Source organism: Parabacteroides sp. AF18-52, assembly GCF_003479145.1.
Lineage (GTDB): Bacteria > Bacteroidota > Bacteroidia > Bacteroidales > Tannerellaceae > Parabacteroides > Parabacteroides faecis.
In genome coordinates this window covers 472,946-487,107 of the sequence record NZ_QUGR01000001.1, presented here as the reverse complement: position 1 = coordinate 487,107, position 14,162 = coordinate 472,946, and the positions used below count along the sequence as shown (strand labels likewise).

Annotated in this window: 12 protein-coding genes; 11 read left to right on the top strand and 1 reads right to left on the bottom strand. The window is 39.8% G+C overall.

The window, feature by feature from the left end:
- Positions 1–50 precede the first annotated feature (50 nt).
- From DWX23_RS01990 to DWX23_RS01960, 7 genes are read left to right on the top strand one after another with little or no spacing between them, the layout of a single operon-like run.
- On the top strand, positions 51–371 hold the full coding sequence (locus DWX23_RS01990; protein WP_233564372.1) for a GPW/gp25 family protein: 321 nt from the start codon (positions 51–53) through the stop codon (positions 369–371).
- A 6-nt stretch (positions 372–377) separates the two neighbouring features.
- Entirely contained in the window at positions 378–3,770 is a 3,393-nt protein-coding gene (locus DWX23_RS01985) for a baseplate J/gp47 family protein (RefSeq protein ID WP_122373203.1), read from the top strand.
- Between the two features lie 6 nt (positions 3,771–3,776).
- Positions 3,777–4,298 carry a hypothetical protein gene (locus DWX23_RS01980; protein WP_122373202.1) on the top strand — a complete coding sequence of 174 codons (522 nt, stop codon included), beginning with the start codon at positions 3,777–3,779 and terminating at the stop codon, positions 4,296–4,298.
- 8 nt (positions 4,299–4,306) lie between these two features.
- Complete coding sequence (locus DWX23_RS01975) at positions 4,307–6,796, top strand: hypothetical protein (protein WP_122373201.1); 2,490 nt, start codon at positions 4,307–4,309, stop codon at positions 6,794–6,796.
- Complete coding sequence (locus DWX23_RS25065) at positions 6,780–8,330, top strand: contractile injection system tape measure protein (RefSeq protein ID WP_233587461.1); 1,551 nt, start codon at positions 6,780–6,782, stop codon at positions 8,328–8,330. The genes DWX23_RS01975 and DWX23_RS25065 overlap by 17 nt, the downstream gene beginning before the upstream one ends.
- The gene (locus DWX23_RS01965) at positions 8,321–8,854 is read left to right on the top strand and encodes a DUF4157 domain-containing protein (RefSeq protein WP_229801051.1); all 534 of its coding nucleotides are present in this window, start codon (positions 8,321–8,323) and stop codon (positions 8,852–8,854) included. Before DWX23_RS25065 ends, DWX23_RS01965 begins: the two co-directional genes overlap by 10 nt.
- An 18-nt stretch (positions 8,855–8,872) precedes the next feature.
- A complete protein-coding gene (locus DWX23_RS01960) occupies positions 8,873–10,192 on the top strand; it encodes an ATP-binding protein (RefSeq protein WP_122354430.1) in 1,320 nt (439 codons plus the stop codon).
- A gap of 88 nt (positions 10,193–10,280) precedes the next feature.
- Here the strand turns inward: DWX23_RS01960 and DWX23_RS01955 are convergent, their stop codons facing one another.
- Entirely contained in the window at positions 10,281–11,027 is a 747-nt protein-coding gene (locus DWX23_RS01955; RefSeq protein ID WP_122373200.1) for a NigD-like protein, read from the bottom strand.
- Positions 11,028–11,252: 225 nt separating this feature from the next.
- Here DWX23_RS01955 and DWX23_RS24940 point away from each other — a divergent pair, with 225 nt between their 5' ends.
- The 4 genes from DWX23_RS24940 to DWX23_RS01940 all read left to right on the top strand — a co-directional run bounded on the left by DWX23_RS24940 (position 11,253) and on the right by DWX23_RS01940 (position 14,126).
- Positions 11,253–11,411: a hypothetical protein gene (locus DWX23_RS24940; RefSeq protein ID WP_183671632.1), complete on the top strand. Its 159-nt coding sequence runs from the start codon at positions 11,253–11,255 to the stop codon at positions 11,409–11,411.
- A gap of 546 nt (positions 11,412–11,957) precedes the next feature.
- Positions 11,958–12,347 carry a hypothetical protein gene (locus tag DWX23_RS01950; RefSeq protein ID WP_122373199.1) on the top strand — a complete coding sequence of 130 codons (390 nt, stop codon included), beginning with the start codon at positions 11,958–11,960 and terminating at the stop codon, positions 12,345–12,347.
- A 111-nt stretch (positions 12,348–12,458) separates the two neighbouring features.
- A complete protein-coding gene (locus DWX23_RS01945; protein WP_122354433.1) occupies positions 12,459–12,905 on the top strand; it encodes a LapA family protein in 447 nt (148 codons plus the stop codon).
- A gap of 6 nt (positions 12,906–12,911) precedes the next feature.
- Positions 12,912–14,126, top strand: a complete 1,215-nt coding sequence (locus DWX23_RS01940; RefSeq protein WP_122373198.1) for a sodium ion-translocating decarboxylase subunit beta — start codon at positions 12,912–12,914, stop codon at positions 14,124–14,126.
- Positions 14,127–14,162: the final 36 nt, after the last annotated feature.

Genomic DNA, 14,162 nt, shown 5'->3' with positions numbered 1-14,162 from the left:
GGGGATGGAGTTTTCCTCCAGATTTCCAAAATGATAAAAGAACGACAAGAATGTCGGAGTATGAAGAAGATATCAGGCAGAGTTTGATTATTCTGTTCTCGACCCGGGTTGGAGAACGATTCAACAGAAATTATGGATGTAACTTGGCAGATTTTGTTTTTGAACAGATTACAAGTTCGGTTATAACCCGGATGAAGGATGAAATAGAACGAGCGATCCTGTTATTCGAACCCAGAATATCACTAAAAAAGGTAAACATCAACACATCCCGTGAGCCTGACGGAATCCTGTTGATCGAACTGGATTACCTGATCAGACAAACCAATACGGATGCAAATTTTGTATATCCGTTTTATTTACAAAATAAGTAAGAAAGAATGGTTTTATATAACGGAAGAGATGGTTTAAGCAGGCAGAAACGATCAGACGATGTAAAAGTCGTCTGTCCGTTTCGTATTCTGGAAGATGATTCTTTCAGTTTGCTTACCCGTGCTTTGGAAAATGCCTCCTTTATCCGTTATTTCAACTCGGAAAATACACCTGAAGGATACTGGAAAGCCTTGTATCTAAAACAGTCGATAGTCGTCCTTTCGGAGGTCAGGCAAATAGATACATCCACCCTGGAACAAGAATTTGTTGAAGGAAATTGGGAATATCGTTCATTATTAGTGGAGAATTTACTTAATAAGATAGATGACTGGTGTAAAAGGTTATTATCGTCTGCCCCTTTTGAAAATAAAATATTGTTGGCTATCGATCTGGAAAACCAGATAACAGTAAATTTGAGTTCCGCTTTTTACTGGCTAAAGGATGTTCTTCCGAAAGAGAATGTTTTAGCCGGTTTAACATTTGATTGGGGGAGAAAAGACGTTGATCATTCTGATATTATTATCACACAGAATGAATTGCTTGACCTATTGTTTTATAAAATACTGGAGTCGCTACGATTTTTGCAGGAAAATGTAAATTTATATACGAAAGATATCGAAAGTAGCGGTCTGGTAGACCCTTCACTTGCTCTCATTCTTTCATTTGCAAGAAATTATAGCGGCATTGCCAGTCGTTTTAATAAGAGATGGGAAGAATTGTCTGGTTTTTATGTAGAAAAAATACTACAAATACGTCCTCGTGCTTTTATTCCTGATAATACCTGGTTGATACTCACACCGAATGAATTATCGGACCGGATATGTATTCCGGCACAAACTGGTTTTATAGCAGGAAAACAAACAGATGATATTCCTTTGATCTACCGAAATGAAAAGGAAAGCTATATCAGCCAAATAGCTCTTCATACTGTATTAGCCTATAGACAAGACAGATTACTTTTAAGAAAGGATCTTTCAAGCTATATAAATCCCGATGATCCTGCTCTTCTTCAACCTCAGAACTTGTTCCTCGATAATGATAAGCAGGCTATAGCGGTATCTATGGGAATGATGATTGAATCGCCCTTATTTCTTTTGTCGGAAGGAGAAAGATTTATCACTCTCTCATTTACGTTGACAAATGAAAGTCGGGAACTGTTCGACTCTACCTATGGAAAACCGAAATATCTGAACGATGCCTTTTGTCTAGAAATCAGTACACAGGAAGGTTGGACACCTATTCCTGAATATGAACTGATCTACCTATCAGATAACGGTTGTCTGAAGTTACATCTTCTGCTATCTGAGGATTTTCCAGCTACAGCAGTTTGCACAGATGCTTACGGAAAGGTTACGAATGCACCGGTATTACGACTGTTAATGAATCCGGATGCGGTCTTTTATCCGTATATTTGGGCTACTCAATGTCATATTTCCCGAATGAATATCCGGGTAGATGTTACCGGGATTTCAACACTGGATATACAGAACCTGGCTGGTCCCGTAAGTGCATCGAGTTCCTTTTATCCGTTCGGACCTATGCCTGAACGTGGAGCATGGATGATCTGGGGTAATGAAGAAATGGCTCAAAAGGACTTGATTTCAACCGAATTAACCTGCGAATGGTTGGAACTTCCGGCATCAAATAATGGCTATTCCGATATTTATAGTACATATACACCTCCTCTCGATAATAGTTCCTTTAAAGTACAAACAGCATTTTCGTCACACAATAAGTGGGTAGTACAAGAAGATGCCGACTTAACCGAATTGTTTTCATATAACTTCCCAAAAGGAAAAGTGAATAAAACAAGTACTTTCAGATGGACTATAGAGAAAGGAACCTTTTCTGACGGACTTTTCAGACTTATATTGGCGGAACCGGAGATCGGATTCGGATATACTACTTACAGGCAAATGTTCAGTGATATCATGATCCGGAACAGTCATAAAAAAAAGGGTATTGTCATTCCTCCGCCAATGCCGATAGTTCCGCTTATGGATCAGGTTCGCGCGTCTTATACCGCCGAAGAAGAAATTTTATTTCAATCCGGGGCAAAAGGAGCATCCAGTACGCTGTATCATATTCATCCATTGATGGAAGACTGCCTGAAACAAATCGATACAGACGACGAGATCCTGTTGTTTGAAGGAATATCCAATAGTCGCAATCTGTTGTTTGCTATCAGTGGTGCCGTCGGAGAAACATTGATCCGGTTATTCATCAAAATTAAATCGTTAAAATTGTCGCTCAGTACTGTTCAACAACCTGAAGTCAGATGGTTGATCAAACGTAACAGATGGGATTGGGAGAAACTTTCTCCTCTGGCTCTTTTGGAAGATACGACCTCTGCATTCATGCAAACCGGTCAGATCGAGTTACAATTACCTGATCCGGTTTCGGAAGAGTGGTTGGATGAAGACGGACTCTTTTGGCTTTGCGCAGCTTTCAAAGATCCGAAGCCCGGAGCTAATCTAATAAATCCTATTATTTCCGGTTTTTATACAAATGCCGTTCAGGTGACACTGGATACAGAGCAGGAAGGATTCGATGTAGAAAAGTTACCCGGGTCAATACCGCCCGGAACCATTACAAAACCAGAAAAAGATATTATCGGTATCGATATGATCCGTCAGATCGAACGAGCTAAAGGAGGAAGACCGGAAGAAACCCGGGAAGAGATGATTGTTCGTATAGCCAACCGTATCAATCATCGTAACCGTGCTGTTTCTGCCCGGGATTATGAAGAAATGGCATTGGCACATTTTCCCGAAATCGGGAAAGCCTATTGCTGTCCTGGTAAATCATTACATGGCGGTCAACCGGTTGTGGAACTTACGGTTGTCCCCAATAGATATACGCCCGGTACTTATCCGCTGTGTGAAGGCATGCTATTGAAACAGGTGGAAAATTACCTGCAAAGCAAATCCAGTACATTTGTTAAGCTGAATGTGGATAACCCTTTCTACGAGGAGGTAACGGTGCGTTGCTGGATTGTACTTGCCGAAAGAGTGCCAATACCGTTGGGAGTCCTGGAAGACCAGGTGATACAACAAATAAATAACTGTATCGCTCCCTGGCAGGAAGCTACCGGATTGCCAGTTTTTAATTATGCATTTACATTGGATGATATGCATAATACGATAGGAGATAATCCTTATATTCAGTCGGTAGTCAAGCTTGTTGTTCTGCAACGTACCTTTATCGGAATGGAGCTGTATTATCTGAAAGATTATTATTCCGGAAAGACAGAAGGAGATGAGTTTATACAACCTACGATTCCCGGAAATATACTTTTCCCCGGTAAGGAACATTTGATAAGGACCACCGATTCTGATAAATGGGATAATCAGGCAGGTATTGGAGAATTAGAAATAAGTAATACATTTATAATACGCTGAAAAAATATGCCCAAGCAAGATAGAAAAACATTAAAGGAATACTTCAGACGGGGAAAAATGCCGGATGAAGGACAGTTTAATGATCTGATTGACTCAATGCTGAATCTGGTAGACGATGAGTATCCGGAACCTGTTCCGCCATTGCCTCCCATACCTCCTGTCCCTCCTGTTCCGACACCGGAGATCAGAATAGAGGTTCCGGCAAACGGCAAATGGCATACACTGACAAACTGGAGTCCTTCTTGTCGGGCTTATTCACTCACTGCAGGATGCGGAAGCCGTAAGTCTGACCGGTACGCATTGATACACGCAGTAGCTATGCATTGCATGGGAAATCATTTCCGTATTAACTATACACGTTCCTGGTATATGTTCTTTTTGAGTAAACTGAAACTCCGCTGGGCTTCCCGGGGAAATGCCTATGCTTTGCAAATACGTACCCGTAGCAATTATGGGGAAAATGTGAATATCTGCTGTAAGATCACCGAACTATGGGGTGAAGACGATATGACCTGGATCATTAAATAAAGAGAACTATGGAAGAAGTGATCCAATCTTTTAAACCCGAAGAGTCGTTGTACACCCTTCTGCAGGAAGAGTCGCTTGAATATGTACAAGGTATGTCCGGCAAAATATGGACGGACTATAACATACATGATCCTGGTGTGACAATTCTTGATTTGCTGAATTATGTTCTTTGGGATTTGGATTATCAGTTATCTTTCAATCTGGAGGATTACCTGACTCCGGAAAATAAGCATTTTGTTCCGAAAGTAAACGGGCTTTTCAGTCCACTGGAGGTTTTTCCTGTTTCCCCGGTTACACCGGATGATTACCGGAAACTGATTTTCGATTCATTCGACGATATCGAGAACGTAGAAGTTATTCCTTTCGAACCAACGGATGTAAAAACTTGCCGGGGAATGTATGACCTGAAAATTCAAATTTGTTTTTGGTCTGATAATAAGATACGGGAAAAGTATCTGAAACAAAAGATCCAATCATTGTTCCACCAGAACCGGAACCTTTGTGAGTCTCTGCACGAAATTTATTTTGTGAATTGGAATACGCTGACCATAACGGGAACGATAGAGATAGAGGCGGAAGTCGATCCGTCGCTGATACTTTCCCGGATTTATACGGAAGCTGCAGATATGTTTACCGGAGGGATCCGTTACCGTAATCTGCAAAGTTTGTTACAGAACGGAACCTCTCTGGATGAAATACTGGAAGGCCCCAGACTTCACTACCTGACTGTCGATGACGATTCCTTGACTGATTCGATTCAAATTTCCGTTTATTCTCAATTATATAACCGTATCAAAGAAATTGCAGGAGTAAAATCAATCCGTTCTCTTGATTTACCGGAATTAGATGGGGCAGGAATAATGAACAACATCGCTGTCCGATTCCCTAAAAAGAAAGCGGAAGTACTGATCCGTCTGGTATGTGCAGGACAAGAGATCAGTTTCAATTTTGAGAAGGTATCTCGTCAATTGTACCTGTATAAGATGAATCTTTATGGCGACCAACACCGGACAAGCAATCTTGATTTTTATAAGTCACCTGCTGGTTCTTTTCGGGATATTTATACTCTTTACAGCGTACAAAATGAGTTTCCGCATTGTTATGGCATCAATAAGTGGGGAGTTGCTCCAGATAAGAGTGATTTACGAAAAGCACAAGCCCGGCAGTTGAAAGCTTATATGCTTATTTTCGATCTTCTTGTTGCCAAAGGATTAAATGAAGTAGAAAATATACGGCAATGGATGCAGCTTACTTCCGAACTACCGACAGATCGGATACCGGTTCTTAGCAATGATCCGCTTTTGAAGTGGGAAGAATTGACAGATGATATCAAACGGGAGGAAACCGAAAAAGGGAGGTCCCATACCCTGAAATATGAAAAACGGAAGTGGCTGGATGTGATCGACAAGATCTATGGGGAACAAAGTAATCCTACTTTCCTGGATAACTTGAATATCTACGAAGATACGGAGGAAGAAATAACAGCTCGCCGGACAAAATTCTTGTCTTTAGTACCTGAATGGGGATACGGACGTTTTAAAGGCATCAACATTTATGATACGACCAATTCAGGAAGGTCGGGATTAGACCTGTATATTACAACACTGCTCGGGTTTGCCGGAGCAAACGGACACCCGATAGCAAATCTCTTGCCTTGTTACAATTTGAGTATGCTGGGTGATTCCGCCTTTTTCAGTAAACTTGGATGGCTATTGGATTACCGTTTGGTGACACAGAACCGAAAAGATATCCTGGAGGAGAAACGTTTGTGTGACGTGCCTCTAAGAAAACGAGAATGGACTGACGACAAATATGAATGGCTGCGGTTACAGTTCCCTTTGCTTCAGCATGGATTTATTTTTGAATCTTTTCTGCAAAAAGGATTTCAAATAGACAATTATAAGATATTGACGCTCCCGCTGAATGATAGCGGCTCAGTATTTTATTTACTTTTATTCCGTTATGGGATCGGAAAGAACTGGAGTTCACTGGGACGTTTTTCTTCAAAGGAGGAAGCTATACATGCAGCGAATTGCCTCTGTAGTTTTCTTCTGATGTTAAACAGGAGGAGCGAAACGATGTATGTAGTCGAACACTTGCTTTTAGCTCCCATCAATCAGGAAACCGAATTGGAAGAATCAGAAGAAGAGGAGGAAGAATACGATGAAGGAGAAAGTAATGATCAGGCGGTGTTTTCGAAGAAACAGCAGTTACTCTTGGATTTTTCCATGACCATTGTTCTGAATGGGACAACAGCCCGCACTGCTAATCCTTTATTCAGGAAACAAACAGAACAGCTTATTCTTGAAAAGGCTCCGGTCCATCTGGATATAGGTATTTACTGGCTTTCTTTCTGGGATATGACTGTTTTCGAGAAATTATACTATTCATGGCGGGATGCGCTGACATCGTCTATTGCAGGTGAAGTGAACAAAAAATCAGGAGAGCTAGCTGCTTTCCTATTAAAAATAAAGGAAAAATATGATCGCGATAGGTAAGGTAACATTTGATTTTAATATGGAAGATGAATCCTATGCACGTCAGTTATATGGACGATGGGATACTTTTTCCCGTACCTCTTTCGAACAGGTGGTAGATGATGTTTTATCACGGTTCGATTCTTCAGATGAAACGATTGAAATAGAATCGCTTTCATTGGATCTAGGTGTGATCCCTGAAGATGAGTTCGATGATAAGTTTCCCAAAATACTGGCAGAGAAACTAAATGAAACTTTCTCAGACTTTCTTAGGAATCCGGAAAGCCATTCGCAACAAATACGAATTATCCCTGTTTCTAAAAGCCGAATCGAATTATTAGCTTGCTATTTGCAATATGGTTTTTTCCCCTGGTTGGCAAATACGGAAAACCTGAATTTGGAAACGTTACTTTTAGAAGCAATGCAAATGGATAATGATGCCTTAAGGCAGTTGATCCATACGCTGGGAGATAATGAAAAAGTTCGAACACGCCTGATCTGGCAGTTATCGGACAAAATGCTGGAATCGATCGTTGTATTGATAGAACCAGGTGAAAGTGGGTTTATTAACACCTACACGCATGTTCTGGTTGCTTTATACCCCTATACCGGCCATCCGGAGATAAGCCGCCTGAACTTTCGTGATGTAGTCCATAATCTGGTTTTTGCTTATCTGCTTTATCCCAACAGAGGTTATTTCATGCGTAAACAATTCGTCTGGCAGACTATCTATGGGTTAGCCCAACGTTATAATATACAGGTGCTTTCGTTAATAGATATACTTACTAGTCAGGTACAAACATTATCTGAAGGTAAAACATTGTTACCTGGTTTGTTCCTGATACTAAATGAGCTTCGGACGGAAATGAAGTTGGACGGAGGACCACACCTGGATATAAAGAACGGTGACATCAATACGATAAATACTAACAAACAGACAGTTCAGGGTACGGTATCGGATAGCCATAAAGATGATGCTCTGTCAACTTCAACAAATAATCAACTTATTAACAATTTAAAAAACACGGAAATGGAAAATTTTAATGAAAAGACTTTTGAGGTTCAAAATGCAGGTTTGGTTTTAATATCACCTTATTTGCCTATACTTTTTTATCGACTAGGATATTTGGCAGAAGATCGAAGATCATTTGTTAATAAAGAAAAACAGATACGAGCCATATTTTTATTACAATATATGACTTCGGAAAAGCCTGATTACAATGAAGCATCTTTGTTATTGAACAGAGTTCTTGTAAATTATCCCATATCAGAACCACTTCCTCGTAATGTGGAATTAACACAGGCAGAAACTGATATGGCTGATCAAATGTTAACTGCGATTAAGACGAATTGGGATAAAATGAGAAATACATCCGTTAGAGGATTTCAGGATGCATTTCTGAAACGAAAAGGGAAGTTGGAAGAAAGTGAGGATCGCTGGATGCTAAAAGTGGAAGAGCGAGCCTATGATATTTTGCTAGATTCAGTTCCCTGGTCATTTAAGATGTTCAGGTATCCTTTTCAGGAAAAAACAATGCTGGTCGAATGGAGATAAATCCTGAGTTAAGTATGAAAGTAGAAAAAATAGAACACCCTCGGAGCACATCTCATGTGCTTCGGGCTGAAGCTGTACAAAGCGCCCAGATGAAAGATAACCGGGAATCGGTTTTGATACAGGCTAAACTGATGGATGCCATTCAACGTCAGGAAGAAGACGAAGAAGAACTGATCCAGGGAAAATTTGAAAACAAAACAGGAATCCCGGATGATGTAAAACAACGCATGGAAGATTCATTCGGGACTGATTTCTCATCTGTCAGGGTTCATCCGGAATCCTCCAAAGCTCCGGAAGTCGGGGCTTTGGCTTACACACAAGGCACTGATATCCATTTTGCTCCCGGTCAATTCAAACCAGAGACATCAACCGGCCAACAGTTGCTGGGCCATGAACTGACTCATGTTATTCAACAGTCCGAGGGACGGGTACAACCTACTACGGAAATAGGAGGGATGGCCGTCAATGACGATATCTCATTAGAAAATGAAGCTGATCTTTTAGGGGCGAAAGCTAGTATGTAAATCAAAAACCTGTAAAAGATGGAGCAATATATCGAATGGTTCCGCCAGGTACTGGATGTTAGTATCCGGCTTTATTTCCGTCAGGAATGTCCTGTCTCATCGATTTATGAGATCAGATGTCCCGACGGAGGTAAGCTGGAGAAAACACTGGGTATCGACAGCGGACCTCTTTCGTTCGATGAACAAGTGGTTATTATGCTTGCTCTGATTCCTCATTTGTGCCCACAGGCACTTGATATCCTGTTCGTGAACAATAAAAACTTCGATCGCCCTTATACGGAATTCGGAGGGTGGAAAGGTTTGTCTCATGGGGGATTCCTTCCTACCGGCGAAACAGCGGCTTTTATCCTGGCGGGAGAAAACTTCGAAAAGAGAAAAGATGTCTGTAAACTTTTCGATCCTGAACATCGTTTCCGTACTGCCAATATACTCCGGCTGGATGAACAGGGGAAAGGCGAACCGTTCCTGAGTGGCAAACTGGAAGTTTCGGAAGAGGCATTAAGCCGTATATTACAGGAGAAAGATTTTAAACCGGATTATAGTCCGGGATTTCCGGCAAAAAGGATTACAACACAACTGAACTGGGATGATGTGGTTCTCGATTATAATGTAAAGGTAGAGATAGAAGAGATCAACAACTGGATCAGGTGGGAATCGACAATTATGGATGAATGGCAGTTGGGACGTTTTCTGAAGGCAGGTTATCGTTCTCTTTTCTACGGTCCGCCGGGGACAGGCAAAACACTAACGGCTACATTGATCGGTAAACACAACCAGATGGATGTATACCGTATCGATCTCTCCATGATCGTTTCTAAATATATCGGTGAAACAGAGAAAAACCTGGCGTATGTATTCGATCTTGCTGAGAACAGGAACTGGATTCTCTTTTTTGATGAAGCAGATGCCCTTTTCGGTAAACGCACATCGACCAATACCTCCAACGATCGTCATGCTAATCAGGAAGTAGCTTATCTGCTCCAACGCATTGAAGATTTTCCGGGAATTGTGATCCTGGCAACCAATCTGCGTTCAAATATAGATGAAGCCTTCTCGCGTCGTTTTCAGTCGGTTGTTTACTTCCCGATGCCAAGAGAAGAATTACGCATTGAATTATGGAAAAAGATGTTGAGACAGGAATGGTTAGAGGAGAAATTCGATAAAACAGATGCGTTGATCAGGCAATGTGCGGGATATGAGCTATCGGGAGGTTCCATCTCCAACGTAATACGTCGTTGTGCCTTACGTCTGTTGGCAGAAAACAGAACCAAATTGACTAAACCTATATTAATAGAATCCATACAGAAGGAACTATATAAAGAAGGACGCATTCTTTAAATATACAAAAAGGCAGTGCTGAAAATCTCAACACTGCCTCATTCTTCTGGCAGATCAACTCCGCCACCTCATAATAAATAGATCCGTTTTATTTCAGATTTAATACACTTCTTTCTTCGCCTATTCCAGATTTATTGGCTGGTGTCGACTTGCGTGTGCAATAATCAAATTCTGCCGATTTATCTCCGCTGAACGATTTCCATTTCAATTTCAGTTTAACGGTTTTGCCTTGTGTATCAGGCAGGCCATCCAATTTGAATGCAACCAATCCGTCGCCTTCTGCTCCATATATATCTCCGTAAGCATTGTGGCGGAATTCCACTTCATAAGGATTAGCAGGGTCCTGGCTTACTAATAAGTTTACGAAATGTGCTTTGCTGCGATCTCCCCATAATGTTCTGAAACGAAGTGTCAGATAACCATCTTCGGCAATTGTCACCCAGTCTTTAACCATTTCGACAGGGTCGCTGCCATATACGGAATCGTTATCAACTCCCAGATCCGGAGCTATTTGCTTTGTCAGAATACTGTCGATCCAGTTAATATGAACAGCTTTACTGTATCCTTCGCTAGGCTCGTTTACTTCACTGAAATTAACCAGTGCTCTAACTTCTTTATCTCCAAAAGGAGAGGAGGTGATGTTTGCTGGCAACAAGGTAGTAGAATCATCCAATTGCAGGAAAAATGAATTGTCACTAACCGGCTTCACCGTCACAAGTGCGTTCGGGATCAAATACCCATAATGATAATCATCATTATCATCCAAACATGACTGAAAAGTCAAAGAAGTAAACAGAACACTTGTGGCCATTAAAAATAATTTCAACGTCTTCATAGCTTAATATCACTAAATTATTAATTGTTTATATCAGAGAAGATGAACAAGTGCTTGAAAATGCTGCAAAGCAGGTTGATAAAATATATTAATAAATATCTCGAACGTATGCTGAACGACGGAAATAAAGAAGAAAATAAATAATCAAAAAAAAATCGGGAAGATGATAGGGGTATTTTCTTTTTTTCTGTCTTAGGTATGAAGTTGAATTTAAAAAGGAAAAAAATGGAAACAGCAGAAAGAGAAAATCAAGCGCCCATGTTGTGGTACTGGAGTGTTCCTGAAAATGGTATGGATATGGAAGATTGCGAAAAGATAGCTAAGGAAAATCTGGCTAATCGACAGAGCAACAGATATAAGGAGATGTATATCGCGTTTATTTAGGCGACCAGATACAACGTAAAAAGGCATGTAGCGTATCAAATAAGATACATACATGCCTTTTTTAGTATTTATTAGTACATAGTCGCAAAACATATATAATTGACGTCTTGTTATAATATCGAATAAAATATAGTTCTCATATGAGAATAGTTTTTTATACTGACTGAAAACAAGCAGAAAAAAATAACAAAAATTATTCCATACTCAGAACTAAATAAACCTTATCATTGTTATAATGATACACAGAGCTTAAAAGTAAGATTCTGTAATAATTATGTTAGTAGTATTTGTTTTTTCATATAAGTAGAGTTTGTTATTTGTTTGGTCCGTATGTAACTGTGAAGTTATATACGGATTTTTTATTGGTTCTACTTTGATTTGTCTTTTTATTACTATTTTTTATAATTACCATTATGTTTAATAGAGGTTGTGGAACTCTCTAACTCTTGCCTATTTATCTGGATTTAACAGGCTCAATAATTTTTTTCAACATTTATTATCTAAAGAATGTTTTATATGAAATAAGTGTTTTATCTTCGCACCGCGATGAAAAAAATATTGCTGATATTATTATTCCTGTTTCTGCTGTTACTGAATATGCAGGTCAAAATTGAAGATGAAAAAGTTTTGTCTCCGGATGAAACTACTTTTATCTGCAACAAGAAACTGCCGCTACAGGACGAACTGAAGAATTTTGATTTGAATCAGTACCATAATACAGCTTATTGTCCTACCAGTCGTATTCAGGTTTTATCTACCAGATGTGAACGTCCGTTCAAAGTAACTACAAAATTTCTGGAATTCTTTTTATTGAAAGAGCAAAATACGCTGAATAGAGTCTTCGAATCTTATTTAACAACACAATCTATAAAATTTTCCACTCTTCGTATGCGATCTGCCCATTGGGTCTACGTATTACGGAAAATTATTATTTAGTTTACTATTTCTTGTTTTTTTTATTTTATTTGTCTGTACTGGATTACTGTCAGACAAAGGTTAACTATGCACTTTAAAGTGTATTATATCAGGATTTTAAATTAAATAATTATGTTAAGTCTATTACTTTCTACCCTGGAAATGATGGCCCTGACCTTCATCATAGGTTTTATTGTAGCCGGTGTGATCAAGATTATTGCAGCCTGGGCTGACTCTTTGGAGTTTCATCATTCTAACAGTGATGAAATGGTACAATTCAGTAAGCTGAATAAATTACGTGCCAAAATCGGTGATATCTTAGGATTGGATGTGGTGAATGAAAATGAAGAAGATCCGGTGGATGATGAACGTGAAGAGTTCCGCCGTGGTGTAAACAGTGACCTTCTCCATATAAAACCTTCCGGATATTATCATGGTGTTAGTCATGGTGCTTCTCATTTGGACCTGATGGATTATTATTATCCGCAGGATACTCGTATTATGTATCTGAAGAAAAAGGAACAGATGATAAGAAAAAACAATACAAACAATAAGGAAAATCCTTCTACCGAAAAATAATAAGATATGGAAAATGTTGATTTTTTAAGCTTGTTTCAAGGATTTGGAACAATGGTTGCCGGTGGATGGATACTGGCTATAGCACGTGTTTTTTTGATTTCCCTTGGTGCCCTGCTTGTTTATCTGGGCTGGAAAGGTGTTCTGGAACCAATGGTAATGATTCCTATGGGTTTAGGAATGGTTGCAATCAATTGTGGTACACTGATTATGCCGGAAGGTGGTCTGGGAAATCTTTTTCTGGATCCGATGCTATCTGATACGGATCAATTAATGAATACTATGCAGATTGATTTCCTTCAACCTGTTTATACACTGACGTTCAGTAACGGTTTGATCGCCTGTTTTGTGTTCATGGGGATCGGTACTCTACTGGATGTAGGTTTTCTACTTCAAAAACCGTTTGCTAGTCTTTTCCTTGCACTTTGTGCCGAACTGGGAACTTTTCTGACTGTTCCCATTGCAAGTGCATTCGGTTTATCTTTAAAAGAAAGTGCTTCTGTCGCTATGGTCGGTGGTGCTGACGGTCCGATGGTGTTATTTACCTCATTGATCCTGGCAAAACATTTGTTTGTACCAATCACAGTAGTTGCCTACTTATATTTGGGACTTACCTACGGAGGTTATCCGTATCTGGTAAAACTATTGATTCCACAACGTTTGCGTGCGATTAAAATGACGACTACGAAACCTCCCAAGAACTACGATGCAAAAGTTAAGCTGGCTTTTTCAGTTATTTTATGTGCTGTCCTGTGCTTTTTGTTCCCGGTGGCCTCTCCCCTTTTCTTCTCCTTATTCCTGGGTGTTGCCGTACGTGAATCGGGTATGAAACATATTTATGACTTTGTTAGCGGACCTTTATTGTATGGTTCGACATTCATGTTGGGGTTGTTGTTAGGTGTATTATGCGACGCGAAGTTATTGCTCGATCCTAAAATTCTGAAATTACTGGTGTTAGGTGTCACAGCATTACTTTTTTCCGGTATCGGAGGTATAATCGGAGGATATATAATGTATTTTATTAAACGTGGCAACTATAATCCTGTGATCGGTATTGCTGCAGTAAGTTGTGTTCCTACAACGGCTAAAGTGGCACAAAAGCTGGTCAGTAAAGAGAACCCGGATTCGTTTATCCTGGGTGATGCCTTGGGAGCGAATATTTCAGGTGTTATTACATCTGCGATTATTACAGGTATTTATATAACAATTATTCCTTACTTGTAATTCATCAGCAGAATTAGAGATAAAAAATAGCCGTTC